Origin of the sequence: Paraburkholderia sp. JPY465 (assembly GCF_050436725.1) — a bacterium.
Taxonomy (GTDB): Bacteria; Pseudomonadota; Gammaproteobacteria; order Burkholderiales; family Burkholderiaceae; genus Paraburkholderia; species Paraburkholderia youngii.
Map to the genome: position 1 here is coordinate 3291596 of NZ_JBNDMT010000003.1, position 25597 is coordinate 3317192.

Here is a 25597-nt window from a genome sequence, read left to right on the forward strand (position 1 = left end):
CCTTACTGGAGGAGCTTCAGGATCTGCTGCGGTTGCGAGTTCGCTTGTGCCAGAACCGAGATACCGGCTTGCTGAAGCACTTGCGCCTTGCTCAGGTTAGCCGTTTCTTGCGCGAAGTCCGCGTCCCGGATCGACGACTGTGCGCTCGACAGGTCCGTCGATTGCGCTTGCTGCGTTGAGCCAATGACGCTGAAGCGGTTTTGTGCCGCGCCCAGCGTTGCCTGGAGGCTGTTAAGCGTGTTCAACGCGTTGTCGATCGATTCCATCGCCATGCTGCCGCCGCTCTGGGTGCTGATGTCGATCTTCGCAACAGTCGACGGCGTGTTGAACGCATTGATCTGAGCAATTGCATTGGCGTTGTCGAGTCCAGCTTGAGCTGCGTCGACGGCACTTTGTGATCCGGTGCCAGCGGCGAGATTTGCCTTGGCGGTACTGAGCGCAGTCTGGTAGGCGGACGCAGAGCTCACGGCGGCATCCGCAAGCGTCATAGCCGCACCGGTGCCGTTGAAGCTGCTGGCTGCCGCACCGAACACACCCGAGACTTCAGCGCTGGTCAGTGCCTGGTTGTTCTGATCCGTGAACGTGAAGCCACCGCTGCCGTCGGAGAGCACGTTGATGGAGGTGATCGTGGCCGTTCCAGTCGTAGCAGCACCGGCCGAGTCCAGCGACAGGTTGGTGAGTGTGCCGAGCGTATTGCCCTTTACCGGCACGCCGTTGCCGAGCTTCGCAGCCGACATGTCTTGCGTCAGGTTCAGGCTGATCGTCTGGCCAACGTTCGCGCCGACCTGGAACGACACGTTGCCCATCGTACCGTCGAGCAGGTTCATGCCGTTGAACGTCGTTTGCGACGCGATACGGTTGACTTCCGAAACTTGCTGTGCAACTTCCTTCTGCAGCGCTGCACGGTCATCGTCGGTCATCGAGCCGTTCGCCGATTGCGTAGCCAGCTGGCGGATACGCTGCAGGCTGTTCGTCAGCGACGCCAGGCCGCTCGATGCCGTTTGCACCATCGAAGTGCCGTCGTTCGAGTTCGACACACCCTGGTTCAGACCGTTGATCTGGGTCTGCATGATGTTCGAGATCGCAAGACCTGCTGCGTCGTCCGCTGCGCTGTTGATGCGCTTGCCCGACGACAGGCGCGTGATCGCCTGCGACAGCGCGCTACCCGAACCAGACAGGTTCTGTTGCGCGACGAGCGAGTTGATATTGCTGTTGATTCCGAGCATTGAAATTCTCCTGATGGGGCCCTCGGCCCAGTAACGGCAGCGGTTCGTTGGTTGGCCGCCTTGTTTGTGATTACGACCCCACCCGGGAAAACTTTAGCCACTTGTTGATACGCCCCTGCCCCCTTCCTACGTCAGCGCGTCGCGGGGGACACGTCATTAGAGATCGGGGGAACCTGGGCTTCGTCCTTCGGGTTTCCGCCGTTTGAGGCTCGGGGGCGTCGATGACCTCTTTCGCGTCGCAATGCTGATGCGTCGCGGATCGCGCTCGATGTGCGCCCGACCTTACGGCTTCGAAATACAAAGCCCGCGCTGCCCGTCATCGGTCGAATTGAACCGCGCTTCGCGCTCAATTCGGGCCGCCACCGCGCGAGCTCATACCTTAAGCTGCAAATCCACGATTCCCCCACGCCCACCGTGACCGCTACGAGCCCACTCGCCCCCACGCGCCAGCACATTCTGAGCGAAGCCACCGCCCTGAGCGCCACCGGACAGTTCGCCGACGCACTGGCGCTGCTTGCGCCTCTGGTCGGCACGGAGGCCACCCCCGAGGACGCGCAGCACGCCGATGCGCTCAACCTCGCGGCCGTGTGCGCGACGGGTGCGGGGCAGCCCGCGCACGCGCAAGCTCTATGGTTGCGCTGCATTCAGGCGAAGCCGGATTTCGCCGATGCGTATCTGGGCCTCGGAGCGATGCTCGCGCCCCTCAACCAGCTTGCCGAAGCGGAAGCGGTTTATGGACTGCTTGCTGCGATACGCCCCGAGGATCCCGATGTCCACAGCAATCGCGGCATTGTCCTGCACCGTCTCGGACGGCACGACACCGCCGAGGCCGCGTACCGCGTGGCGCTCGCTCTTCGCCCGAATCACGTCGACGCGAATTACAACCTCGGCATCGTGCTTCACGAGCAGCGCCGCCTCGACGAAGCGGAGGCGGCCTATCGCACAGCGCTCGCCGCGAATCCTCAATTTGCGAAGGCGAACAACAACCTCGGCAATCTTTTGTGCGAACGCGGCCGGATCGAAGAGGCTGAAGAAGCGTATCGGCAGGCTCTGCTCGCGCACCCGCAATACCCCGAGGCACTGAACAACCTGGGCGCCATTTACAGGACGCGCGGCCGGCTTCGCGAAGCCGAGCTGGCCTGCCGGCTCGCGCTTCAGATCCGGCCGGCCTACGCGGACGCGCTCAACAACCTCGGCTGTGTGCTCACCGAACTCAAGCGCCTGCCCGAGGCGGAAAACGCCTACCGGCAGACGCTTGCGTTGCGCCCCGCGTTCGCCGAGGCGCACTACAACCTCGGTTGCGTGCTGCACGCCCTGGACAAACTGGCCGATGCCGAATCCGCGTATCGCGACGCGCTTCGGCTCGCGCCGAACCGTGTCGAAGCGGCCAATAACCTGGGCTGCACGCTGCTGGCGCAAGCTCGCCTCCCCGAGGCACTCACGGCGTTTCGCCACGCGCTCTCATTGCGCGCCGATATCGCCGAAACCCACTTCAACATCGGCAGCATCGTGAAAGAACTCGGCGACCTGGAGCAAGCCGAAGCCGCCTATCGCCGCGCGCTCGCACTGCGCCCCGACTACGGCGACGCGAAGTTCCGTCTCGCCACGCTGCTCATCAGCATGGGCCGCTTCGAGGAAGGCTTTCTGCTCTACGAATGCCGCTACCACATGCCTGACTTCGCGCATCACGCCTCGCAGTCGATGCTGCGGTGCCCGCGCTGGCGAGGCGAGCCGCTCGCCGGCAAATCACTGCTCGTTTGGCAGGAGGATGGACTGGGCGACATGCTGCAATTCGGGCGCTATCTGCGCCTCTTGAAGGCTCAGGGCGCCGCTCACGTCGCGTTTGCCTGTATGGCACCGCTACAACGCCTGTTCGCCGATGTCGATGGAGTCGACGCCGTGCTCACTCATGACGAAGCCTCCGCGCGTGCCGGCGATTTCGATTGCTGGACCAGCGCGCTCAGCGCACCGCTGTATCTAGGCACGACGCTCGACACGATTCCGCCGCCCCTGCGCATCACCTTGGCCCCGTCGCGCGTCGCCCATTGGCGCGCGCGCCTTGCCGCTCTGGGCGCGGGACACCGCGTGGGTCTCGTGTGGAAGGGCAACCCGAAACACCACAACGACGTGCACCGGTCGCTACCGTTGCTCAACGCACTTGCGCCGCTGTGGAGCCTGCCGGACGTGAAGTTCGTGAGCCTGCAAAAAGGCGCGGGGGAAGACGAAGCGCTGTCATTTCCTGCGAGCCTCCCGATCCTGCCTCTCGGCGCGGACCTCGAAGACTTCACCGACACGGCTGCGGTCATCTCGCAACTCGATCTACTGATCTGCGTGGACACGTCGACAGCACATCTGGCAGCCTCGCTCGGCAAACCATGCTGGGTGCTCTTGCCGGCACGCGACGTGGACTGGCGCTGGATGCACGGCCGCGACGACTCGCCGTGGTATCCCGATACAGTTCGTCTGTTCAGGCGAGGGCTGGATGAACCGTGGCCCGCTGTCGCGGAGCGCGTGCGACAGGCCTGCGCTGCGTGGTTCGGCGCGTGACATCAACGCCGCGCTTGCGGTGCAGTGAGCAGACAATTAATTAGGCCTGTGCGCGACGCGCACCGCCGTCTGGCGATCTCCCTGGCGGCATATGCCCAACGATCATCCCGGTTTCGTCCGCGTGAGTCCCCCGCTCATGTTCGGGCGCCTTCGCATTCGGCTGCGACCGCCGGCAAAGCCGCCTCGTTCTCGATCCTCGCCCTCTTTTCCGACGCCGGAATTCAACACGCAATTTGAGCCGGAATTACCATTCTTTTCATAATTAGGCTCAACCTGCGGGACTCTATACTGCCTCGACGAAATTCCGTTCTCGAATCTGGAACGCAGCAAATGCGCGAGTCACTTGCTGCTGGTCGTCCTCCGTCATGCCGAACCAAAGCGGCAACCGGATCAGCCGGTTCGCCTGCGATTCCGTCACCGCGAGCGAGCCGTGCGTGCGGCCATAACGCAGCCCCGCAGGCGAAGAATGCAGCGGCACGTAGTGAAAGACCGCATCGATCCCGTTTTGACGCAGCCGTTCCAGAACACGCTGTCGCTCGCTGAGCGATTCGACCAGCACGTAATACATATGCGCATTGTGCTGGCAGTGCTCCGGAACGACAGGCCGCCTCAGCATGCCTTTCGCCTCGAACGGCTCCAGCATGGCGTGATAGCGCGACCAGTTTTCCAGTCGCGTTTTCGTGATCTGCTCGGCCTCTTCGAGCTGGGCCCAAAGAAAAGCGGCAATCAGCTCGCCGGGCAGAAACGACGAACCGATGGATTGCCACGTGTACTTGTCGACCTGGCCGCGATAAAACTGGCTTCGGTTCGTGCCTTTTTCACGGATGATTTCCGCGGCTTCGGCGTATTCGGGCCGATTGACCAGCAATGCACCGCCTTCGCCCGAAATCACGTTTTTCGTTTCGTGGAAACTGTAGGTGCCGAGGTCGCCGATGCTGCCGAGCGCCCGCCCCTTGTACGTCGCCATCACCCCTTGCGCGGCGTCTTCCACCACCTTGAGATTATGGCGTTGCGCGATCTCCATGATCGTGTCCATTTCGCACGCAACGCCTGCGTAATGCACCGGCACGATCGCGCGCGTACGCGGCGTGATTGCGGCTTCAATCAGACGCTCGTCGAGATTGAGCGTGTCTTCCCGAATATCGACAAATACCGGAATGCCGCCGCGCAATGCGAACGCATTGGCCGTCGATACGAAGGTATAAGACGGCATGATGATTTCGTCACCGGGCTGGATATCCAGCAACAGCGCGGCCATTTCGAGCGCCGCGGTGCACGAGTGCGTGAGCAGCGCTTTATCGCAGCCGGTCGTCGTTTCCAGCCAGGTGTGGCATCGCTTGGTGTACGGGCCGTCGCCGGCCAGTTTTCCGTTGATGTGAGCCTGTGCAATGTAGAACAGCTCTTTGCCGCCCATATGGGGCTGATTGAACGGGATCTTTTTCATTTTATGACTCTAGTCTCGACGCAGAATTGCGAGTCCGAATCCAGTCGCTCCGAACCGGTCGCCGTTGTAAAGCATGTATCGTTCGTTTTTATGATCGAACACGTACGGGTACTCGATCATGTTGGCGTCCCAACCTTGCGGTGACGGCTCGATGCCGACTTCGTCGAGCGCGAGCACCCAGTTTTTGCCGTCGGCGCTTTTTGCATAACCGATCTGATAAGGCGTGCCGCTGCCGCTGCGATACGAAAACCACATCTCGTAGCCGCCTTGCGGATGCAGACAAACGGTGGGGCGAGAAAACGCCTGTGCCGTGCCGAGTTGATGCGGCACGACCTGACCGTGACGGACCCACTGATCGCCGTCGTCGGAGGTGGCGTAGTTGAAGACGTGCAGCATTTCACCGTTACCGGCATTCCACGTCACGGTGGAGCCGTACCACATCTGCAAACCGCCGCCCTCGGCGCCCATCACCCACGGATACGACAAGCTGACGGGATCGCAGGCATCGGAGCCCATCAGCATTTCGACGCGACTTTCGTCGAGCATCAGATCGTCGGTAACGGGCACCCGGCCGATATCTCCGCGCCAATGTCCGCCTTCGGGGTTTTGCCAGCCCATGAACAGCATGTAGCGGATGCCGTTCGCGACATAGCAATTGCCGATACTCACGCCGGCGGCATAAAAACTGCCTGAGGGGCCGTGAATCAGGAATGGCTCGCGATGCGTCGCGACAATCTCGCGCCGGACAATATCGACATCGACCGCGCCGACCGACGAGCGATTTTGCTCATCGCGGCCGCTATAGAAGATGCGATAGACGTCGCCGTCCAGCTGCAAAGGCAGCGGATTAGCCGCGTGCGAACGCAGTTTGGGATGCACGCCTGTTTCGGGCGGGCAGAAGATCATTCGCTGCTTCTCCCACCGTTGCGTCCTGTTCATATCCCGCGGAGCCTTGTGCTGGGAACGCGCGAACGTTCCGTCGCCTGGCCGATATAGACGCCTTCGCTTTCGGCATCGGCCAACAGGATGGCGCCGGCGCCAACCACGCATCTATCGCCGATCTGAATATGATCGCGAAGCGTCGCATTGACACCGATAAAACACTGCTCGCCGATCTTTACGCCGCCCGACACGACAATGTGCGAAGCCACGAAGGTGTGATCGCCGATCTGCGAGTGATGGCCGATATGATTGCCGCTCCAGAGCGTCACGTTGTTGCCGATCGTGGCGAACGGCTGGATCGTGTTGTCTTCGAGGATGAAACAGTTCTCGCCGATCCGGTTGGGGTCCGGCACATACGCACGCGAGCTGACATAGCTGGCGATGCCATAACCCATTGCCTTCGCCGCCAGATATTTCTCTTTGCGAATCGCATTGAGCTTCGAATAACTCAGAGCGATGAAGATGTCGTACTTGTCAGCGGGGTAAGTCGAGGCCAGCGATTCGAACGCCACCACCGGCCGACCGCAGAACACCGGCTTGTCGATCCAGGCCTCGTCGACCGTAAACGCGGCGACTTCACGATCCGAATCGTGCGTGAAGTAGAAGTGCGCGAGCTCAGCAATGTCACCGGCGCCAAAAATCACCAAGGGTTTCTTCATGGTTTCTGCCTTACGAGGATGGTGAACTCGTACAAACCGTAGTCGTGCAACAGCGCGACGTGCGGGGAATAGCGGCGCTTGCAGAAATCGAATGCCCAGGCCGGGTCGGCGTAATAGAGGTAGTCGCGCATCTTGTCGCGGTCGGAATACGACGTCAAACAATTGAAGGAGAAACCTTCACGACTGGATTCGGCGATCACATCGAGCGTTGCTTTGACGTAGTCGAGCCACTCGCCGTCCGTGCGCTCCATCCGCACATTGAAAATGCCGCTCGCCACGCTATAGTCGGCCGGCTCGGCGGGGCGTTCGGTAAACAGGAATTTCGCGTTATCGGCTTCGGCATGGCGATTGCGTGCGGCGACCACCATGTCGTTGCTGATGTCGGTGCCGACATAACTGAAATCGCGATGCGTCGTCGACAGAAAGTCGTAATACGCGCCGTACCCGCAGCCGATATCGTTGATCGAAAACTGTCGATCTGGGGCGATCACTTTGGAAAGCTGGACGAATCGCAGCGTCTGGCCTTCCTCGCCGTTCCAGTCAACGCCGCGCGGGCTTTCCCCGTGCTCGCTGAGCTTGCCGCTGTAGTACTTCGCCACTTCGGCGCGAATCGTGTCGTTATTCCGGGTCATATTTTTTCCTGATTACTGTCGCGATTCGCGCTGCGCGAAATAAGCATCGACAGAGGCGGGCTCCTGATGACCGAAGCCTAGGATCGCCTGATCCCGGGGCGTCAACGCCGCCGAAGCCAGATTGGCTGGAATATTGATCTGCTGCTTGAGGTACGGAATGGTGAATACGTGATTCACCGCGCGGCGTTGCAATGGCGAACTGTTGATGCCGCCGCAGTGGTAAAGCATGCAGTCCAGCAGAATGAACGAGCCGGCTTTGGCTTCGACCTGAAGCGCATTGCGGCGCACGTATTCGTCGCTCGGGAATTTCTCGGACTTGTGCGAGGCCGGGAGAATAAAGGTCGCACCGTTCTGGCTCGTGAAATCGTCGACGCAAAAGAGCGCGTTGATGGCGATCGGACGCGACGCCACAAAATGCTGGTACGGCAAATCCCGGTGCCACGCGGCCTGGCTGTACGCCTCTCCAGGCGGATTCACCAGTGCATTCTGCTGATTCAGAATGAACGTTCCGGTGATGGCGCACCTGAGCGTATCGAGTAGCGCCGTATTCAAGGCCAGGTCGAGGAACGAGCGGCTATCGAGCGTCAGCGGCGAGCGCACCGTATGAAACTCGTTCAGACGGCGCAGGCGGTCTTCGCCGAAATGATCGATATAGGCGTGGCGCACTCGTTCGAATTCCGCCTGCAATGCCTGCAAACCGGCGGCGTCGTATCCGGCGTCGAGAACGGCATAGCCGACATTGCGGAGGCTTTCGGCCGCGAGTTCTGCTTCGGAGGTTCCCTGGACCTGTTCCGTTATGCCGTAACGGCCGGTGGGGACAGTGCGTTCGACGAACATGGTTTCAGTTTTCCCGTCTTCCGACATCACGACGCGACGTACTTCATATACTGCGCCGAGGATTTCCCGCAGTTGAACAGCAGGTCCAGGATGGTCACGCCGTGCGTGAACTCTCCCCACTGCTGCGGATACTCGGGATACCCGGCGTACTCGAACCACTGCAATTCGATTCCGGCATTCTGAAAAATGCTCTCGTCGACGTAGTCTTTCGCCGCCGGCCCCGAGATATAGGTCGCCCCCCCAGCTTGCGCACAGAGATCGGCCAGCCGCTCCGTTTTGCCATCCGCCAGCACGTAATCCGACGAACTCGTAATACGCGTCTTGATGCCTAGATACCCACAAATCTCGCTGATCAGACTTCGATTGAAATCCGAAAGCAAGACGAACGATTTCTCCTCGTAGAACGGCGCAAGCCAAGCCGCGATTTCTTCGAAGTGCGGCGCCCGGCGGTAGTTCTGCGTCAACGCCTTCCAGTGATTGCCGGCCCAGGGCGTATCGCTGTCTATCTCCGTTTCATTGATTTTCTGGTCGTAACGGCCCTTGACGCGCACGGGCACCGTTAGCCATTGAACGCCTTGCGGCGTTTTGATCTGATTGCGATTGCGCCAGTCGCGTCGCGTGTATTGCATGTCGTCGTAGAGAATGAACTCGTCGACGGCCGCGATCATGTCGAAATATCCTTTCCACGGAATGTAGTTGGATTGGACGATGGCAACTTTTTTCATTGCACTTGCATTCCCGCTTGAATGGTTCCCGCCTCGGTCACAAGCGCCCAATCGAAAGTCGGCAGCGCGAGCAGTTGAGCGGCGGCGGCTTCGTATTCCCGCGGATTGGCGGCTTTCAGATATCGCAGTTTCGTCGTCCATTCCGGCAGGATGTCCTGCTGAGTAGTCAGCACAACACGAATCAAATCCCTGTACGGCGTGGAGTCGATATAACCGAAGGTCCGGTCGATCTGCTCGCCGCAACCTTCGGGATCGAGAACAAGCACGCCGCGCACGATTTCCGACGCACTCTCCGTTTGCGACGGCGGCTCGGGTTGTTCGACACCCAACGCGCTCATTAGCGCGCCTTCCAAAGACGCGGGCAATTCGCGCAGCGAATGCCATCTGCGCACCTTGGCCTGCGCCGTATGCGCCAGTTGCCGGCGCAGCGACGGCGTCTCGATCAATTTGCCGATGGCATCGATCCAGTCTTGCTCGGTGTCGTTCGCCAGCAAGCCGTCGTAACCGTTTTGGATCGCCGCGCCATACGCCGCGCGCGCGCTCGCGATGGTGGCCATACCGGCCGCGGAGAATTCCAGATACGACGCCGTCGAGCCGCTTTCATTGAAAGCGGTATTGTCGAGCGGCACAAGCGCGATATCGAGCTCGAGCTCATGCAGTTGACGCGCGCGCTCGTCGAGCGTCGGCGCGACTTTGACGAACCGGGCGCCCCGGCCTGCACCCCAGCCCGCAGGAGATGTCTCGCCCACGAACGCGAATTTGACCTGGTTGCCGTAACGGTCATGAATCTTGCGAAGCGCTTTGTCGAGCACCGCGAAATTCGACGCTTCCAGCGAATTGCTGAATACACCGATACGAACCACCGGCGCGGCCGCGCGAACCGGATGCTCGAAGAGCTCGAATACCACCTGGCTCGGTACGACATGCACGCGCGACGAGATCGCGCGATACGCGTCGGCCAATTGCTCATTGGCCACGATTACCGCATGGGCATGTTGCACGGCATAGTCGATCGATGCCTTGAACTGCTCGCTCTGCGCATCGAAACGCGCGTCCGTATCGTAGACAATGGGGATGCCGAGACGGAACAACTGTTTCAGCGCATCGAGCGAGAACATGCCGACGATGGCCCGTTGAAGCACAATCAGTTGCGGCGGATTTGTAAGGTCGACGTTGACCTGACCGTCCTGCAACCCTGACACGACTTCCCAGTCGTCCGGCGCGAGACCCAGCGGCTTGATGAGGCGCATGAGCGGCGCGGTGGCGCCTGCGGGATCGGCCGACAACAAAATCACGCGCTTTTTTGCGGGAATCAGGCCGGCTTGCGCGGCTTGCGCGGCTTGCGCGGCTTGCGCGGACGCGATTTTGCGCACACGCGCTTGGGTCCGATCGATGAAAGCTTCGAGTTCGCGCAGGAACGATTGATTGACCTGCTCGTAGACCTCGGGAACGCGATCGATCGTGCGCCGCGCATGCTCGATCTGTTCGGGCGAATTGCCCCACGCCGAACCGACATCGGTCAGGTAGCTCGGCGGCGGCATGTCGAGCATGACGTTATTCGGCAGATACACGACCGGGCATCCGCACAGCATCGCCTCGAAGCAGGCTGTCGAGGGCTCGTACGTGTAGAGGAATTCGGCCGACCGATAAAGCGCGGCAAGCTGTTCGGGCGTGCGCCGCACGACACGGAACGATATTTCCGTGCACCCTTCCGTAATCGGACTGAGTTGCCCCCCGCGGCCCAAATAGCGATTAATGAAGACCAGACTGCCCGAGCGCTTCGTATCGTCGACGCCGTCGCGGTTGTAAATGCTCGTATTGATGAGCGGCAGTTGCAGCAGATCCGCTTCCATACCCGCAGGAACGACACAGCTTCCATGCGCGTAAATGAGGTCGTCGGCGCCCCACGTATATCCTTTCTGATGCAGAAAGCCCGGCACATTCAGCAGATAGCGGACGACGTGGCGGGCGTTGGCAGGGTTGCCGCTCACGACCTCCGGATAAACGATGATCGGCTCGCGATTTTCGGCGCGATGACGCTCGACCTCCTTGAGCGTGAGCGTGGGCGTGCGCAGACCGGGAGACACCTTGTCGGTCGTGACGTAGGCTTCTTCGCCTGCCAGATTGAGCGCATGACACAGGTAGTGCATCGCGCGAATGCCGCCGGATGCAAGCGTGAAATCCGGCGCATAGACGTAGTACGGCGAGTTGAGCTTGGCAAATAATTGCAGCTGGCGATTCATGAGTTTCTACTTTGCCGGGAAGGGGGGCCGATCAGGGGATCGCTACAGATGAGGATGAGACTAAATCGGATTGGGCTCAAACAAACCCCCGAACTGACGGTCAAATCCTCGCCAATTCCTCTGCCAGTCCATTGAATCAGAAGAATCGGCGGTAATGGGTCGTGTTTGACGGGGGCGATCGAGGACCTGGCGTCGGCGCTTCATGCGTCGTGCGTGACGCTGCGCGGGGCCGGCGCGGCGTTGCTCGCCCGCGCGCAGGCCGACGGCGATGCGCGCGCCGATCGTGTGTTCGATTTGATTACCGGGGAGATTTTGGCGAAGCGCAGCGCGGGAACGGATTGACGAGCGTGCCTTGCCCGCGCAATCGACCGCCGATGTGCTTTTACGCTACCGATGTCGCCGTTTTCACCCTACTCATGTCGCCAAGCGCAGCTTGGAACCAAAATTCGGTGCTTCCAGACGCTATCCAGGGGGTTGGCGGACTCGCTTTTCGGGATGGCTGGCGGGGCGATTTACCTACAGATGTCGCATCTCTGGTTATTGCACCCTACGGATGTCGCACATAACTGATTGATTTTATTAATAAATCAACAAAATCTGTCCTTTCGAAAGGCTTACACCCCGTGAATCTTTTGTTCGATTAGCTGCCGCGCTTGTTCAAACTGACTTTCGTCATCACGAACGAGATACCGAACGAGCACATTCGTATCCACGGAGGCCGTCAGCTACTCCAGGGATTCATGTCCTCGACGTCCACGTGCTTATCCGCCTTCACCGACCCAGCCAGGTCCAAAAGCGACAGAGTTTTCGCGCGCACGATGACGTCACCGTCTAGCGTCAGATGCCACTCGAGGCGGGTGCCCGGTCCAGCGTGAAGTGCCGCCCGCACTTCTGCAGGGACCGTGGTCTGTCCCTTGGATGTCATAGTTGATTTGGCCATGGCGCGCTCCTTACCTTCAGTTGCTATTGTCGCAACAACGAACCCACATCTCAGTTGGTCACCTGCTCACAGACCCCAAGTATCAGCCGTTCGACCGCGTCGGCCGGATAGTCTTGCGGCCACCTTGCCGCCAGTTCCTCAATAGCGCACCTCGAAGCATCGAGCACCCCGGCCCAGTCACAGCCGTCCGCCGTGCAGCGCATTGCCTGCAAGATACCCGCGACGCACTCCAGCCGGTCGAGCGCTCGCCTCAGCCGCTCGCTCATGGCATCAGTCAGTCCAAACTCCCTGCTTACAAGCTCGACATCGACCGCTGCGTCTGCCAACAGGACGCCCATGAGTTCCTGCGTCGGTCCCGACGCTTGCGAATGAATTGAAGGCTGTGTCATCTCCTATATAGGTAGGCCTTCTTAAACGCGCCGAAACCCATGATGGCACAAATCGCCAATACTGTATATATACACAGTATTGGCGTTATTTCTGCGCGAGCCCTTCGAGCAACACAACCGTTCGTCTCGCGTTATCCAGCGCGCCTTCAAGCCCTATCTCTGTATGTGAGTGGTCACTTACATAATCCGCGAGGCGCGCGAGACAGAAGTTGATGAGGTGCGTCGGCGCTCCCAGCTTTTCTGACTCGTATCGGGAGAGGGTCGATTTGTGGACACCGGTCACCGTCGCGAACTCAGCCTGGGTGCTTTCGCCGCGCGCCCATCGCAGGAGTTCGCCTTGACTTCGAGGTGGGAACATTCGTTGAAAATGCTGTAGTCACAATCATATTGCTATAATAGCAATATTCCTCCAGTTTGAAGTCTATACTTCGTTTCGAGACTTTTGAGGTTCCAATGGCCCGTTCTGACCAAGTAAAAGCACTACTGCGCGCATATGCTGGTGACAACCACGAGCATTTCTACGCGGTTGCTATGCAGATGGCTGCGGACGAGGCTCATCGGGGCCACACAAAGTTGGCGGCAGAACTGCGCGACCTCGTCGATGCGGCCAAGGCAGGCAGAAAGCTTGGGCTGTCCTCAGTTCAAAGCAAGGGCGTGCAACGTCCGACGCCGCTGGCTCAACCGAAGGGCGAGCTTTCCGAGCTGCTGACAGTGCAGTATCCGGAAGAGCATCTGCAGCAGATGGTCCTGTCGGAGGCGGTCCGCGGAAAACTGAATCGCGTCCTTCGGGAGCAACGCCACCACGAGCAGCTGCACAGCCACGGCCTGAGCCCTCGTCGAAAGTTGCTTTTGGTCGGCCCACCCGGTACCGGTAAGACGATGACCGCCGCCGCCTTGGCCGGCGAGCTCCGTCTGCCGCTCTTCACGGCGCGGTTCGATAGCCTCATCACCAAGTTCATGGGCGAAAGCGCCTCCAAGCTCCGGTTAGTTTTCGAGGCGCTAAAGTCGACCCGCGGTGTCTATTTCTTCGATGAGTTCGATTCGCTCGGGCTCCAGCGCGGCAGTCAGCACGATGTAGCCGAGATGCGCCGCACGTTGAACATGTTCTTGCAGCTCATCGAACAGGATGCGTCGGACAGCCTCCTGATTGCAGCGACGAACCACGGCAAAGACCTCGACACGGCGCTTTTCCGACGATTCGACGACGTCATCAAGTACGAGGCCCCTGACGAGCACCAGATTGAAACGCTGCTGAGAAACAGCTTAGGCGTCTTCGGAACGTCGGACATCGACTATCGCCGTCTCGCCCATATCGGCAAGGGTGAGTCGCACGCAGACATCGTCAAGGCGTGTCTCGACGCATTGAAAGACGCGATTATGGAAGGCGAGAAAACGGTAAGTGAAGCGAGCGTCATCAGGCATTTGGAAGAGCGCGCACACGGCCACAACATACATCCGTAAAAACAACATCCCCGATGAGTTAATCGGGAAATCTTGCGTTAGACTCTCAGGCGAATAAAACTATATGAAGAGCCTGAGAGAATGGCGGACGAACTTAAAAGTCACCTGTCCATTGAAGGATTCGTGACGTCGCTTGAATTTCGCTCACCCTTGTCCGTTCAGCGCGAGAATGCGCCGCAGAGGGACCGGGGAGCACACGGCCAGCGCCTGTTGGCTCAGCTTGAAGAGATTTCCGGCACCATCGTCGAACTCGAGGAGACTCGTGAAGCCTTGGGGTTACCCGAGCGACGTGGCATGTCCATCGCCGTCGAGTTCAGCCCGCGCGGCTCATTCGATTATGGAAAGGTCGAATGGAAGTCTGCTGGCATTGAACTGCTGACGGTTCTTGCTCACCCGAACTCAGACGTCGCCGTATTGCACGTTCCGGATGGCAAGCTGTCCGCGTTCGTAAAACGCGTTTCGGAATACCTACAGAAAGACAATCGCAACGGGACAGCTCCCTAGCATGCGGCTCTCGTAAATGCGATTGATAACATCCGCCGCGCCGCGTTCACGGAGTTGTGGACAGATGCCGCAGACCCGCCGGCGGACGAAGAACCGCACTGGTTCCAGATTTGGCTGCGACACACGGCTGGTGCACTCGCCGACGTCGTAGCCGAGTTTCGAGATGAGGCCGCGAAGGTCGGCATCAATGTCGAACAGGGTTTCGTTCGATTTCCTGGTCGCGTAGTCGTTGCAGCGCATGCGACTCGCGCTGCAATCGAGCAGGGCGTTGCCCTGCTCGACCTTATCGCCGAAATCCGATTTGTCGAGCCAACCGCAGAGTTCTTCCTCAGTGACATGACGCCAGCGGAACAGGCAGACTGGGTCAAAAACCTTCTCGAACGAGTCGCTTTCACCACCGACGAGGACGCGCCTCATATATGCATCCTTGACACCGGCGTCAACCACGCGCATCCACTATTGGCGCCAGCTCTCGATGAAGCGGACCTTCACACCCACAATCCCGACTGGCAGAAGCATGACCATGCAGGCCATGGTAGCGAGATGGCGGGCATCGCCCTCTATGGTGACCTGACCACGGCCTTGCAAATTGGAGATGAACTCGAAATCCCGCATCGCCTTGAATCCGTCAAGATTCTGCCACCCGACGGGGGAACGCCGCCCCACCTGTGGGGCGCCGTTACCGCGGAATCCGTTGCACGGGTCGAGGTCGATGTCCCTGACAGGTCACGCGTCTTCGCGATGATGACGACATCGGTTGGCCACCTCCTTGGTGCTCCCTCGGAGTGGTCCGCGACGGTCGACCAACTCGCGTTTGGCCGCTCGCCTATCGACGTAAGTGGGTCGGCCGACGAGGAAGACGAAGACACGCTCCGCGTGCCCAGACTCTTCGTTCTTTCTGCCGGCAATGTCCAGTGGACTGAGTGGGGTGCGTATCCAGAAAGTAATGCATTGAGCCCGGTCCAGAATCCAGGGCAGGCCTGGAACGCGCTCACGGTAGGTGCGGCTACATCGCTGACGGATATCGATGTCAAAAAGCATGCAACACTCAAGGCAATTGCCGAGGCGGGTTTGCTCTCTCCGGCATCGACCACTTCGGTGTTGTGGAGCAAGACACCTTGGCCATTCAAGCCGGACGTGGTCGCGGAAGGCGGAAACGGGTCGCTCGACGGCGGCATCCACGTGACGGTAGGCCCGGAGTCACTTCGCCTGTTGACGACTTCGAACACCCCAGCGAAGAATCTGTTCGCAGACACAGGCGACACCAGCGCTGCGGCCGCAGAAGTTGCGAGGATTTGCGCACACCTCCGTGCACGGTACCCGGAGTACTGGCCGGAAACGATTCGGGCTCTCGTCGTGCATGGTGCCGAGCATACGAAAGGCATGCATGCAACGCTTCCTCAGGAGCCCAAGAAGCTCGACAAGGACAGGCTTCTCCGGACCTTTGGATACGGGCTGGTGAGCCCGGTCCAGTCGGAATATTCGACCGTGCATCGGCCGACACTCGTTGTTCAGCGGCAGTTCAATCCGTATTTTCGCAAGCCCGGCGGCTCGATTGTGTTGGGCGAGATGCAGCTGCACGACTTGCCTTGGCCAGTCGATGAGCTATTGCAACTAGGCGAGGCTCAAGTCGAGCTGCGCATCACGCTTTCCTACTTTATCGAGCCGAACCCGAGTTCGCGCGGCTGGCTCAGCAAGTTCCGCTACCAGTCCTATGCGCTGCGCTTCGCTGTCAAAGGCGCGACCGAGGACGCGAACCAGTTCAAGGCCCGTATCAACAGGCTAGAGCGGATGGAGATTGACGACAGCGCATTTGGCGACCCCGACGTTTCCCAGTGGAAGTATGGCGCACAGTTGCGGGCGCGCGGGTCCATGCACTCGGATGTCTGGGTCGGGACGGCGGCGCAGCTCGCTACGAAATCGCAGATTGCGGTATTTCCTGTCGGCGGTTGGTGGAAAGACTGGAAGGAAGCACGACAATGGGATAACAAAGCTCGCTACGCGCTCGTGGTGTCGTTGAAGGTCGCCGACGAAATCGATACCGACATCTACACTCCTATCGCAACCATCGTCGCGCCGGAGACCATCATCGATATTGATGTGGACGACGGTACGGACCTTTTGTAACAACAGAGCTACGTACCCGAACATCCGTAACGGGAAGGACAGTGGTTCCGGCGAAGTCTCGAGCGACTTTTTCGATACCAAACAATATTTGACAACTGAATCTGAACCCTGCGTGACAAACTCTGCGTTAGTGGCTCGGCAGCTAAGTCAGCGCCGTCCGTTGAGGCATAGTGGCTTAGGGATTGTACACAGCGTTGATAGCACATAGAACATCGGGGACTTCGTGCTCACTGAATATTCGTCGACCGCCGGTCGCTTCCAATTCGTGCACCGCCATCACGGAAAATTTCCTGGCAGCAACACTTACACCGTCATCGTAGGCAAAAACGGAACTGGAAAAAGCCGCCTCCTACGGTCACTTGTGGTCAATCTGCTGGGAGGCATGCTATCTAGTGACCACTGGGACCGCAACGAACGTGTTGACCGTTATGAGCCGATAGGCCGCCTTGACGCGTCCCGCAAACCATCGCGCATCATTAGCGTTTCGACAAGTCCATTCGACCCGTTTCCATTGCCAAGGCGCACAGCAGTCATCCCAGGCTATAGCTATTTGGGCCTTAGAGGATTGTCCAGCTCGAATCTAAGCCTAGCATATCTCTCAAAGATTGTTAGCACGCTAATTCTTTCAGCAGAAAGCAACCCAGCTCAAGCGCACGCAATCGCTGGCGTACTTGAATACTTGTCTTACAGACCTGCTATCCACATCTCTTTTCAGTTGCTCCCGGAGACGTTACTGAACGAGCTTTGCACAATCGCGCGACCCGCGCGCGACGCTCGAAGAGCGCATGCGACGAGGACCGATGCCAGCTCCCCATGAAATCGGCCATGCATATCGTCTCTTGCTAGACGCAACGCCCGACGACGTTCACCGAGCGATAGAACTGATTCAAGCTAGACCAGTCTCCCAACGGAAAAAACCAATTCATCTCCGACTTGACCAGCAAGGCTTGGACGTGGACTTAGGTGAGAGCGGACATCTCGATTTTCGGGACGCAGGCGGCCTTAGGTTGCAGGAGATTCTGCTACTTCTGCGCGTGGGACTATTGCGGCTGAGAGATGTCGTGCTGATTAAAAAGGACAAGGGCGAAAGCTTCCACATCAATGACGCGAGCTCCGGTGAGCAAGCCGTTGTTTTGACGCTCCTTGGCATCGGTAGCCAGATAAAGGATGGCTCTCTAATCTGCATAGATGAGCCGGAAGTCTGCTTGCATCCCGAATGGCAAGAGAAATACATCCATCTTTTGTACCGTACGTTCAGCCATTTCAACGACTGCCACTTCGTCATAGCGACTCATTCGCCGCAAATCGTCGCGCAGCTTCCTGCCGGAAACTGCCACGTCATGTCTATGGAAACCGGCGTCGCAACCCCTGCTGGAAGTCACTCTCACAAGTCCATCGACTATCAGCTTGCTGAGGTATTCGGTGCGCCGGGATACCGAAACGAATATTTAAGTAGAACAGCATTGACTCTTTTTTCATCCGTTTCGAAAAAGAGAAGTTTTGACTCCGGTGCTCTTGAGACGATGGAAAAGCTCGAGAAGATGGTTCACCTCTTGAACGAGGACGACCCTATCCTGGACCTTATTCTTACGCTTCAAGAAATGCGTCGTCAGTATGAGTGATATCAACGAGCCCGTCGCACTTTCGGATGAGCTGGTCGCACTTGTCCAAAAAAAGAAAGACGATGCGACTTTTACATACAAGGATTGGAGCAGCGCCGACCTTGAACCGCTGCGCTCCTTCATTCGCAGGCACTATCGGAAGGTCCAGAAAGGAAGATGCGCATATTGCCGGAGAGACGTATCGTTGACTTCCGCGGCGAACTGCCATGTGGAGCATATTGCCCCTAAGTCCAAGTATCCACAGTTCATATTTGAACCGAAGAACCTATGCGTGGTATGCGCGGACTGCAATGAAATCAAACGCGAACAGGAAGTCTCGCAGATAGAGCCAGACACTGTGACACCTCGGAAGAACCGAAAGGCATACCCACGGTCGTCTAACGGCTTCCTTATTGTCCAGCCGCACTTCGATGAATACGATGAGCACATTCTCATCTATCGAGGGTTCTATATCGACCGCTCGGCAAAAGGACATTTCACAATCGGCGCGTGCAAGCTGAACCGAAGACTACGTGAGTTCGGCTGGGACGAAGAAATAGTCGAGAACGATGCCCTAATGGAAGCCACTCAAAAATTGATAGACGCGGAAGACAAGCCGACCAAGATGGCCGCATTACAACGCATCAGGGAAGCATGCCTTCCATAGGCAGATAGGACAGATTCGAATTATCGGAAGAGCCGTATCGTGTCATAACCGCGGAGTTACGTTTGTACCTTTCAAAACTGGTCATCAAAGGGTTCCGTCGTCTCGAGCATCTCGAGATGCGCTTTCGGGAAGGCCTAAACGTCCTGGTCGGGCCGAACAACGCCGGCAAAACAGCCATTGTTGATGCCTTGCGAGTGCTGCTATCGACTGGTGAAGAAGGGGCGCTTCGCCTCTCGGAATACGACCTTCATGTAAGCAAAGGTGGTGTACGCTCAGCGGAAGCCTCATTCGAATATGTTTTCCGAGGCCTTTCCGCCGACGAGGAAGCTGACTTTCTGACCGCCCTGCGTCCCGTCACTACCGCAACGGGCCTGGAATACGAGGCGCATTTGAGCGTGCGGTACGCCAGCGCCGACCTTGGCGGCCGATTAAAGATAAAACGCTGGTGTGGCAGTCACGAGGGGCGGATTCAACCGGTCGATGCAATAGTTTGGTTAAACCGCTCGGCTGGCGTTTCGTAATTCAGTGTCTTCCTCGGACGTTCATTGAGCCGTCTCGCCACAGCATTGAGCCTGGTCTGTGAATACACCGACAGGTCGGTACCTTTCGGGAAGTATTGCCTCAACAGTCCATTCGTGTTCTCGTTCGACCCACGCTGCCAGGGATGTTGTGGGTCGCAGAAGTAGACGGCAATGTCCGTGGCAACAGTAAAGCGTTTGTGGCTGGCCATCTCAGTGCCGCGATCCCAGGTTAGCGATTTGTAGAGTTCCTGGGGCAATTTGCAGGCATGTTTGATGAGCGCATCGGCAACCACCTCGCTGTCCTTGCTGGCAATCTTCACCAGCATCACATAGCGTGTCTGGCGCTCGACGAGCGTCGCAATCTGGCTGCTCCCGCTGCCGCAAAGCAGATCACCCTCCCAATGTCCCGGCACTGCGCGGTCCTCGATCGTGGCTGGACGTTCGCTGATCGACACCGTGTCGCGGATCCTGCCGTGGTCGCCCGTCTTCTGCGTGTAATGGCGGGAACGCCGCATGACCCGGGTACGCCGCAAATGTTCGAGCAATTCCTTCTTCAAGACACCACGGGCCTGGATGAAGAGACTGCGGTAGATGGTCTCGTGTGACACGTGGTAATCCTCGTTGTCCGGGTACGCGCGCCTGAGCCATCCCGCGATCTGCTCGGGCGACCACTCCAGTTGAAGTTTGTCTGCCACGATGCGTGCCAACATCCGGTGTTCGACCAGCTTACAGACTTTGGGCCGCTGCGCCCGATCCCAGGCAAGCTGATCGGCGTGACTTGCCCGATAGCCATCCTGCCCACTGTTGCGTTTGATCTCGCGGCAGATGGTAGAGGGAGCCCGCGCAAGCCGACTGGCGATTGACTGGATCGAATCGCCAGCAACAAGCGCGCTCGATATCTCTTCCCGCTCGGCTAATGTTAGCGCCAGCCGCGAACGATGTCGCTTTGCCGGCGGGATTCCACCGGCTTCGCCGATGATCCGCTGCACGGACGAGTGGTGGCGATCGAAGAGCTGGGCGATATGCTCGAGAGACTCACCCTTTCGCCAGCGCTCCCACATCAGCGCTTTCTGCTTCTCGCTGTAGTAAATCCGGTGTCGCTGTTTCATTTGCAACACTCCCGCCGCTCATGCAGCGTTCATTGTGTTGCATCGACCGGTTGAATCCGCCGGAAAATCCCGTCACAACAGAGATGCTGGAAGACCTCAGAGCGGTGTATCTTCAGCCGTTGCGCGACCCTGCTCAAGGGCTACGTCCCAGCAGGGAAAGTCAACTGTCGCGGCTCGTACATCGACTGTCGGACTCGGCCTCACACAAAAGACGTTGTGGAGGCCCTGAGCAAACTCGACGATGAGCTTCAGAAGACGAAGCCCATCGCCGACACAGCGGAAGCCGTTTCCAAACGCCACGTCGAGATGCTGGGGGCGGTTCTAAGCCAAAAGCTCGCTGTGAGCCTCAGCCCCAGCGACTTTCAGCGGGTTGCCGCTCGCCTCTCGCTCGCTGTTGAAAACTTCGAGATAGAACAGAACGGTCTTGGCTTCAACAACCTCATATATATGGCGGTTGTTCTGTCGGAATTGTCCCTAAGCAAAGAGGCAGCCTACTGCGCGCTGATAGTCGAAGAACCAGAAGCGCACCTTCATCCACAGCTACAGGCTGTCTTGCTGGATTATCTGAACTCGGTGGAGAAGCCCGCAGCTGGCGAAAAACCGGTTCAGGTGTTCGTCACGAGCCACTCTCCAAATTTCGCCGCCTTAGCCGATATCGACGCCATCGGATGCATTTACCATACACCCGATGCGACTGCGGCATTCTTTCCTCGAGAAGTCACGTTCGAGAAACGGAAGAAGGAAAAGCTTCAACGCTATCTGAACGTCACCCGTGCAGAGATTTTCTTTGCTCGCAGGATTGTTTTTGTCGAGGGGGCCGCCGAGTTATTCATGTTTGAGGCTCTTGCATCCAAACTCGGCTACGACCTGACTAAGCATGCGATAAGCGTAATCAGCACCGAGGGCCTAAACTTTGATGCGTTCATTCCGTTGTTTGGCGAAACTCGGCTCCAGATTCCAGTCGCGATTCTGACCGACGGTGACCCGCCGGGAGGATATCCGAAGGCCGGTGAGATTCTGGCGATGTCGGATACGGCGAAAGGCATTGCCGCGCTCGCGAACAAGTTTGTGCAGCCGTTCTTTGCGCAAAAGACTCTCGAATACGACCTTGCAATGGACGGTTCGAGCCGGAACACCATGCTCACCGCGCTCGCGGACCTTCACAAGGTAATTGCGAAGGAACTCACAGAAGAGGTGAACGGCGCACCCGAAGAAGAGAAAGCAAAGCTCCTCTTCAAAGGGATGTTCGAACGCAGAAGTGGCAGAACAAATGTTCAAAAGGGAGCGTTTGCCCAGTCCCTCGCCCAAGCAATTACGGCAGATGGACTTCCCATGAACGTCCCGCCGTACATCGAGCAAGCTCTTAAATTCGTCATGGCGGAATGACATGGAGTTTACCCCGACAAAGGAACAATCCGACATCATCAACGCTGACCTATCGCCGCAATGCGTGATTGCTTGCCCGGGCAGCGGAAAGACTGCCACAGCCGTACGGAGACTGTTAGAGATACGCAAGCGGCTCTCAGAATCACGTGGCCATATGGCGCTGTTCTCGTATTCCAACGTGGCAGTCGAGACGTTTCGTCAGAAATACAGAGAACTCAGCATCGGCATGCCCACGTGGGCAAACCGTGTTCTCATAGAAACCGCAGACTCATTTCTGACCACGTACATCCTCCGCCCTCACGGCGCCCGCGTAATGGAGGCGTCAAGGGTTCCGTTTTTCGTGACCGGTAATGAGCCTTTTCTCAACGGCGCACGTATCTATGACGGAAAGTATCCGCACAACATTAGCGAGCTTCGAATCAGATGGTTAGACAGCGGTGACTTTGAATATTCGGTGCAATCCGAAGGAAGGCCTCCGATAGTCGTCGAGCGCGAAATTGCACGGACCGCTATCCGCAAGGTCGGGCGGATGGGCGCTTATACGTATGAGCTTGCCAGATACTGGTCTATGTTGACCCTGGCTCGTGAGAGGCGGTTGCTGGAGGCACTCGCAAGACGATTCCCGCATTTGCTGGTCGATGAGGCCCAGGACATTGTCCCGCTGCATGGCATCCTGATTTCGCTGCTTGCAAGTCGAGGAACTGTAGTTAGTCTGATTGGCGACCCCAACCAAGGTATCTACGATTTTGCTGGCGCCGATGGCACCTATCTCCGCGACTACGCAACGGCCGATGGCACCGTCAGCTTTCCACTCTCTCAGAATCGGCGCTCGATGGGAGCGATTGTGACGGCATCGAATTCGTTCGCCGCAACCGTTTCTACTCCGTTTCGTACCGAGTGCGACCGGACACACGGATGTTATTATTTGCGTTACGACGAGTCCAACCTCGAAGAGGCACTTGCAACATTCAAGGTCATCTTGGAAAGTAACCGATACTCTTTTTCGGAGGGTATCGTTCTGTCCCGAGCCACCTCAGTGGTAGACAGGCTCCGAGGTAGCGCTGGAATAGTTGGGCAAGGGGCGACTGAAAAATTTGCTCTCGCCGCACTAGCGCGCGACCGTGCGCTCGACATGGCAACGTCGTTTGAAAATGCCGTCGTCGGCCTACTCAAACTTCTAGCAACGCCTGGGACCAGCTTGCACCGCGATTTGCTCGATACATCGAGCGTTGGCGACGTTAGAGCATTGCGTCGGCTGCTTTGGGGTTTTGTGCGCAATGCCGCGACGGGCCTCCCGGATGCCCGTTTACCGGCAAAATCGAAGTGGCATCCTGAGTTGAAGAAACGCCTCGCGAAACTACTTGACCAAATCGAGTCGGGAACCGCGTACCGAAGGTCTGCGACTTGGTCTAACAATGTGACGTTAGCCAAGGTCGGCAACGAACCTATGTGGAAGACGGATTTGGCCCAAGCCGACGCAAACGCCATCAGAATTGATACGGTCCATCAGGCGAAAGGGGAAGGTATCCCCGCTGTCTTCTTTCTCGCGAGAACGGCCGATTTGAACAAGTTGCTCGGCGGCATGGGGACCGAAGAAGGGCGCATTGGATATGTGGCCGTGACTCGCGCTGAGAACCTCCTAATAATCGCCGTTCCGAGTTCCGCATCAAAGACTTTGGTCGAGGGACTTGAGGCGAAAGGTTGCCTCCCTTGGCCACATTAAGCGACACCAGCACTGCGACACAACACGTCAGCATTTTTTCGTTTCCTGCGGCCCGACCACTTGTTCGAACGGTAGTTACAGGTCAACCCTGTCAACTCGAGCAAGTAACGTCCGCTTACATTGACAGCCCGTGCGAGGGGCCATCCAGGGATATACCTAGGATTTTTGCCCAACGCTCGGCCTCCATTTCCATTGATTTGGTCAGCGCGCGAGCATTCTCGCCGATTGCCTGAAAAATCATGTAGGGCGGCAGTTCAGTTGAGCTCAGGCCCGATTCCTCACTCAGCCACTTGAACGCCGCCTTTACGCCATCAAACGACGCTGTGACTCGCCCGCACAACGCTCCGGTTAGCAATGTCGGGAAACATTCACCCCACTCACGCCAGTCAACGTCACATCCAGCTGCCGTCCATTTGGTCGCGGACGTCTCCTCGTGCCACCCATAACCGCGATTTATCGCCGCTTTGGACTTCGGAACTGCCACCGCGGGAATTGCGGCGAGACCGCAGTTGCGCACGGAAAGTAGCGCGTGCATAGAAAAGCTACCGAGGTCCGGTCGATGCATTTTTTCCAGGCACTGAAACTGCCGCACCGCGTCCTGCCAAACGTCAATCTTATCCGTCTTCCGTTCATCCCTCTTGAATTGGATAAATGCAAGGCGCACACGGACGGAGTCACCGAATTTCGTGCAGAGCGCTAGCATGATGTCTGCGCCCGTCCTTGTCTCAGCCTTCTTGTTGAGAAATGTCCCGCGCACCGCATGTACAAATCCATCAGGCATTCCAAGTGCGGAGCACAAACTCGGTCCCCATGCACGAATCTGTTGTTCCCAAGCATTGCACCAGTCTACAGCGAACGCGTCTTCAGCATAACCGGCGCCGTATGCTTTGGCGTGATAGTCGCTCGTCGCCTTGATGGCAGTCCAAAATGCAATCCATGCTTCTGGCCGCTGGAAGCTACCGGCTCTCACCGCCGCCTTGAAGGCTAGTGACAACTGCTCCTGCGGAGTGGTTGCCGGCGGCCTTGCAGCCGGTTTAAGTTGGCCCACAATACCCGCGGCCGATGCCTTCGCAAACGTCGCGCTATCAGAGCCGCTCACATGCCGCGCACCGTTAAGCGCGAGAAACTCATCGTGAATTGCGAGAGCTTTCTTTGAGATGCTTGCTTGGGCAATGCGCTTTGGCATTTCGCTCTGGGCGAATGCTTCCAACTCTGCCAATTCTAACCTCACTCGGGCCAAGTCGAGTCGCATTTGTCCGGTAAATGGGGACGGCTCGACGTACTCGAATCCGAGCGCCGTATTTCCGTACCTCAAAATCGCATCAGTGTATAGGGACACAAGAGCATTCAACTTCTTCTCGAGCGCTGAGACTTCGTGGAGACTCTCGACGCTCTTGTCCGACTGCTCTACTTTGAACACAGCACTTTGGCGATTCGCACTCTTGTATTTGCTGAATGCTTCGTTCGCAACCTTGGCGTATTTCGACCGTTCAATTTTTCCGTCGGCCTGTCTTTTCAATGCTTTCAAATACCGCTTGCGGAGCCAAAGTCGGTTCCAAGGCGTACGCGCCGCTTCAATCGACTTCACGACGTGGTCAGCCCTTTCAACCCGTCGCAAGGACGCTGCGTTTGAAGCACGCAATTGGGGCTTTGCCAGCCAGAATCCTTGCTTGAGAACGTCGTCGACTGTGCCGTGAACAATGTACTTCTTAGATTCCATCTTCAAAGCGTCAAGAGCTTCGGATAGGCTGGTTACATTAGGTAGAAGCATTTCAATTGTTCGATTTCTGATTACATGAGGGAGCGTTAACCGTTTGTCGCTACGTCCACCTTTTTGAGGTCCCAATCCGGGGCACGCTGAATTCACGATAAGTCACTTAGCCATGTTGCTTTCCATCGGGCAGGCCCGTTGTG

The 25597-nt window shown here is 58.0% G+C and carries 23 protein-coding genes; 10 read left to right on the plus strand and 13 right to left on the minus strand.

Annotated features, from left to right (window positions below):
* Positions 1 to 2 precede the first annotated feature (2 nt).
* The gene (locus QFZ94_RS29855) at positions 3 to 1226 is read right to left on the minus strand and encodes a flagellin (protein ID WP_368585637.1); all 1224 of its coding nucleotides are present in this window, start codon (positions 1224 to 1226) and stop codon (positions 3 to 5) included.
* Positions 1227 to 1640: 414 nt separating this feature from the next.
* Between QFZ94_RS29855 and QFZ94_RS29860 the strand changes: the two genes are divergently transcribed.
* A complete protein-coding gene (locus QFZ94_RS29860; protein WP_429461288.1) occupies positions 1641 to 3773 on the plus strand; it encodes a tetratricopeptide repeat protein in 2133 nt (710 codons plus the stop codon).
* 283 nt (positions 3774 to 4056) lie between these two features.
* Here the strand turns inward: QFZ94_RS29860 and rffA are convergent, their stop codons facing one another.
* The 7 genes from rffA to QFZ94_RS29895 are packed head-to-tail and all read right to left on the minus strand — an operon-like array spanning position 4057 to position 11255.
* A complete protein-coding gene (rffA, locus tag QFZ94_RS29865) occupies positions 4057 to 5217 on the minus strand; it encodes a dTDP-4-amino-4,6-dideoxygalactose transaminase (protein WP_429461290.1) in 1161 nt (386 codons plus the stop codon).
* 9 nt (positions 5218 to 5226) lie between these two features.
* The gene (locus tag QFZ94_RS29870) at positions 5227 to 6096 is read right to left on the minus strand and encodes a hypothetical protein (protein WP_429461292.1); all 870 of its coding nucleotides are present in this window, start codon (positions 6094 to 6096) and stop codon (positions 5227 to 5229) included.
* A 56-nt stretch (positions 6097 to 6152) separates the two neighbouring features.
* On the minus strand, positions 6153 to 6818 hold the full coding sequence (locus QFZ94_RS29875) for an acetyltransferase (protein ID WP_429461294.1): 666 nt from the start codon (positions 6816 to 6818) through the stop codon (positions 6153 to 6155).
* Complete coding sequence (locus tag QFZ94_RS29880) at positions 6815 to 7450, minus strand: class I SAM-dependent methyltransferase (RefSeq protein ID WP_429461296.1); 636 nt, start codon at positions 7448 to 7450, stop codon at positions 6815 to 6817. The genes QFZ94_RS29875 and QFZ94_RS29880 overlap by 4 nt, the downstream gene beginning before the upstream one ends.
* Positions 7451 to 7462: 12 nt before the next feature.
* Positions 7463 to 8287: a phytanoyl-CoA dioxygenase family protein gene (locus QFZ94_RS29885; protein WP_429461298.1), complete on the minus strand. Its 825-nt coding sequence runs from the start codon at positions 8285 to 8287 to the stop codon at positions 7463 to 7465.
* Between the two features lie 26 nt (positions 8288 to 8313).
* Complete coding sequence (locus QFZ94_RS29890; protein ID WP_429461300.1) at positions 8314 to 9012, minus strand: WbqC family protein; 699 nt, start codon at positions 9010 to 9012, stop codon at positions 8314 to 8316.
* Positions 9009 to 11255, minus strand: a complete 2247-nt coding sequence (locus tag QFZ94_RS29895) for a glycosyltransferase (RefSeq protein WP_429461302.1) — start codon at positions 11253 to 11255, stop codon at positions 9009 to 9011. The genes QFZ94_RS29890 and QFZ94_RS29895 overlap by 4 nt, the downstream gene beginning before the upstream one ends.
* Before the next feature lie 165 nt (positions 11256 to 11420).
* Here QFZ94_RS29895 and QFZ94_RS29900 point away from each other — a divergent pair, with 165 nt between their 5' ends.
* Entirely contained in the window at positions 11421 to 11597 is a 177-nt protein-coding gene (locus QFZ94_RS29900; RefSeq protein ID WP_410852130.1) for a hypothetical protein, read from the plus strand.
* A 379-nt stretch (positions 11598 to 11976) separates the two neighbouring features.
* On the opposite strand, the gene QFZ94_RS29905 is transcribed toward QFZ94_RS29900, so the two are convergent.
* From QFZ94_RS29905 to QFZ94_RS29915, 3 genes are all read right to left on the minus strand, one after another.
* On the minus strand, positions 11977 to 12195 hold the full coding sequence (locus QFZ94_RS29905; protein WP_429461304.1) for an AbrB/MazE/SpoVT family DNA-binding domain-containing protein: 219 nt from the start codon (positions 12193 to 12195) through the stop codon (positions 11977 to 11979).
* A gap of 50 nt (positions 12196 to 12245) precedes the next feature.
* Positions 12246 to 12533, minus strand: coding sequence for a hypothetical protein (locus tag QFZ94_RS29910; RefSeq protein WP_429461306.1), 288 nt, complete (start codon positions 12531 to 12533; stop codon positions 12246 to 12248).
* 136 nt (positions 12534 to 12669) lie between these two features.
* Positions 12670 to 12942, minus strand: a complete 273-nt coding sequence (locus QFZ94_RS29915; RefSeq protein WP_233832812.1) for a helix-turn-helix domain-containing protein — start codon at positions 12940 to 12942, stop codon at positions 12670 to 12672.
* Positions 12943 to 13037: 95 nt separating this feature from the next.
* On the opposite strand from QFZ94_RS29915, the gene QFZ94_RS29920 reads away from it, so the two are divergent.
* The 6 genes from QFZ94_RS29920 (at position 13038) to QFZ94_RS29945 (ending at position 19465) form a co-directional block, all read left to right on the plus strand.
* The gene (locus QFZ94_RS29920; RefSeq protein ID WP_429461309.1) at positions 13038 to 14045 is read left to right on the plus strand and encodes an AAA family ATPase; all 1008 of its coding nucleotides are present in this window, start codon (positions 13038 to 13040) and stop codon (positions 14043 to 14045) included.
* An 81-nt stretch (positions 14046 to 14126) separates the two neighbouring features.
* Positions 14127 to 14549, plus strand: a complete 423-nt coding sequence (locus QFZ94_RS29925) for a hypothetical protein (protein ID WP_429461311.1) — start codon at positions 14127 to 14129, stop codon at positions 14547 to 14549.
* Positions 14550 to 14603: 54 nt separating this feature from the next.
* Complete coding sequence (locus QFZ94_RS29930) at positions 14604 to 16676, plus strand: S8 family peptidase (protein ID WP_429461313.1); 2073 nt, start codon at positions 14604 to 14606, stop codon at positions 16674 to 16676.
* Positions 16677 to 17476: 800 nt separating this feature from the next.
* Positions 17477 to 18298 (plus strand): AAA family ATPase, encoded by an 822-nt coding sequence (locus QFZ94_RS29935; RefSeq protein ID WP_429461315.1) that lies wholly within the window; start codon positions 17477 to 17479, stop codon positions 18296 to 18298.
* Positions 18291 to 18944, plus strand: coding sequence for an HNH endonuclease (locus QFZ94_RS29940; protein WP_429461317.1), 654 nt, complete (start codon positions 18291 to 18293; stop codon positions 18942 to 18944). Before QFZ94_RS29935 ends, QFZ94_RS29940 begins: the two co-directional genes overlap by 8 nt.
* Positions 18945 to 19006: 62 nt before the next feature.
* A complete protein-coding gene (locus QFZ94_RS29945; protein ID WP_429461319.1) occupies positions 19007 to 19465 on the plus strand; it encodes an ATP-dependent nuclease in 459 nt (152 codons plus the stop codon).
* On the opposite strand, the gene QFZ94_RS29950 is transcribed toward QFZ94_RS29945, so the two are convergent.
* A complete protein-coding gene (locus QFZ94_RS29950; RefSeq protein ID WP_429455971.1) occupies positions 19414 to 20574 on the minus strand; it encodes an IS30 family transposase in 1161 nt (386 codons plus the stop codon). The genes QFZ94_RS29945 and QFZ94_RS29950 overlap by 52 nt on opposite strands.
* A 216-nt stretch (positions 20575 to 20790) precedes the next feature.
* On the opposite strand from QFZ94_RS29950, the gene QFZ94_RS29955 reads away from it, so the two are divergent.
* Together QFZ94_RS29955 and QFZ94_RS29960 are read left to right on the plus strand one after the other, a co-directional pair.
* Positions 20791 to 21960 carry an ATP-dependent nuclease gene (locus tag QFZ94_RS29955; RefSeq protein ID WP_429461321.1) on the plus strand — a complete coding sequence of 390 codons (1170 nt, stop codon included), beginning with the start codon at positions 20791 to 20793 and terminating at the stop codon, positions 21958 to 21960.
* Between the two features lies 1 nt (position 21961).
* Positions 21962 to 23683, plus strand: a complete 1722-nt coding sequence (locus QFZ94_RS29960; RefSeq protein ID WP_429461323.1) for a UvrD-helicase domain-containing protein — start codon at positions 21962 to 21964, stop codon at positions 23681 to 23683.
* Positions 23684 to 23798: 115 nt separating this feature from the next.
* Here the strand turns inward: QFZ94_RS29960 and QFZ94_RS29965 are convergent, their stop codons facing one another.
* A complete protein-coding gene (locus QFZ94_RS29965) occupies positions 23799 to 25403 on the minus strand; it encodes a hypothetical protein (RefSeq protein WP_429461326.1) in 1605 nt (534 codons plus the stop codon).
* Positions 25404 to 25597: the final 194 nt, after the last annotated feature.

What these genes read in the sequence shown, in the direction of transcription:
- QFZ94_RS29855 (WP_368585637.1), bottom strand. Translation starts at nt 1,226, where the DNA reads ATGCTCGGAATCAACAGCAATATCAACTCGCTCGTCGCGCAACAGAAC.
- rffA (WP_429461290.1), bottom strand. Translation starts at nt 5,217, where the DNA reads ATGAAAAAGATCCCGTTCAATCAGCCCCATATGGGCGGCAAAGAGCTG.
- QFZ94_RS29875 (WP_429461294.1), bottom strand. Translation starts at nt 6,818, where the DNA reads ATGAAGAAACCCTTGGTGATTTTTGGCGCCGGTGACATTGCTGAGCTC.
- QFZ94_RS29880 (WP_429461296.1), bottom strand. Translation starts at nt 7,450, where the DNA reads ATGACCCGGAATAACGACACGATTCGCGCCGAAGTGGCGAAGTACTAC.
- QFZ94_RS29885 (WP_429461298.1), bottom strand. Translation starts at nt 8,287, where the DNA reads ATGTTCGTCGAACGCACTGTCCCCACCGGCCGTTACGGCATAACGGAA.
- QFZ94_RS29890 (WP_429461300.1), bottom strand. Translation starts at nt 9,012, where the DNA reads ATGAAAAAAGTTGCCATCGTCCAATCCAACTACATTCCGTGGAAAGGA.
- QFZ94_RS29895 (WP_429461302.1), bottom strand. Translation starts at nt 11,255, where the DNA reads ATGAATCGCCAGCTGCAATTATTTGCCAAGCTCAACTCGCCGTACTAC.
- QFZ94_RS29905 (WP_429461304.1), bottom strand. Translation starts at nt 12,195, where the DNA reads ATGGCCAAATCAACTATGACATCCAAGGGACAGACCACGGTCCCTGCA.
- QFZ94_RS29910 (WP_429461306.1), bottom strand. Translation starts at nt 12,533, where the DNA reads ATGGGCGTCCTGTTGGCAGACGCAGCGGTCGATGTCGAGCTTGTAAGC.
- QFZ94_RS29915 (WP_233832812.1), bottom strand. Translation starts at nt 12,942, where the DNA reads ATGTTCCCACCTCGAAGTCAAGGCGAACTCCTGCGATGGGCGCGCGGC.
- QFZ94_RS29920 (WP_429461309.1), top strand. Translation starts at nt 13,038, where the DNA reads ATGGCCCGTTCTGACCAAGTAAAAGCACTACTGCGCGCATATGCTGGT.
- QFZ94_RS29925 (WP_429461311.1), top strand. Translation starts at nt 14,127, where the DNA reads ATGGCGGACGAACTTAAAAGTCACCTGTCCATTGAAGGATTCGTGACG.
- QFZ94_RS29935 (WP_429461315.1), top strand. Translation starts at nt 17,477, where the DNA reads ATGCCAGCTCCCCATGAAATCGGCCATGCATATCGTCTCTTGCTAGAC.
- QFZ94_RS29940 (WP_429461317.1), top strand. Translation starts at nt 18,291, where the DNA reads ATGAGTGATATCAACGAGCCCGTCGCACTTTCGGATGAGCTGGTCGCA.
- QFZ94_RS29950 (WP_429455971.1), bottom strand. Translation starts at nt 20,574, where the DNA reads ATGAAACAGCGACACCGGATTTACTACAGCGAGAAGCAGAAAGCGCTG.
- QFZ94_RS29960 (WP_429461323.1), top strand. Translation starts at nt 21,962, where the DNA reads ATGGAGTTTACCCCGACAAAGGAACAATCCGACATCATCAACGCTGAC.
- QFZ94_RS29965 (WP_429461326.1), bottom strand. Translation starts at nt 25,403, where the DNA reads ATGGAATCTAAGAAGTACATTGTTCACGGCACAGTCGACGACGTTCTC.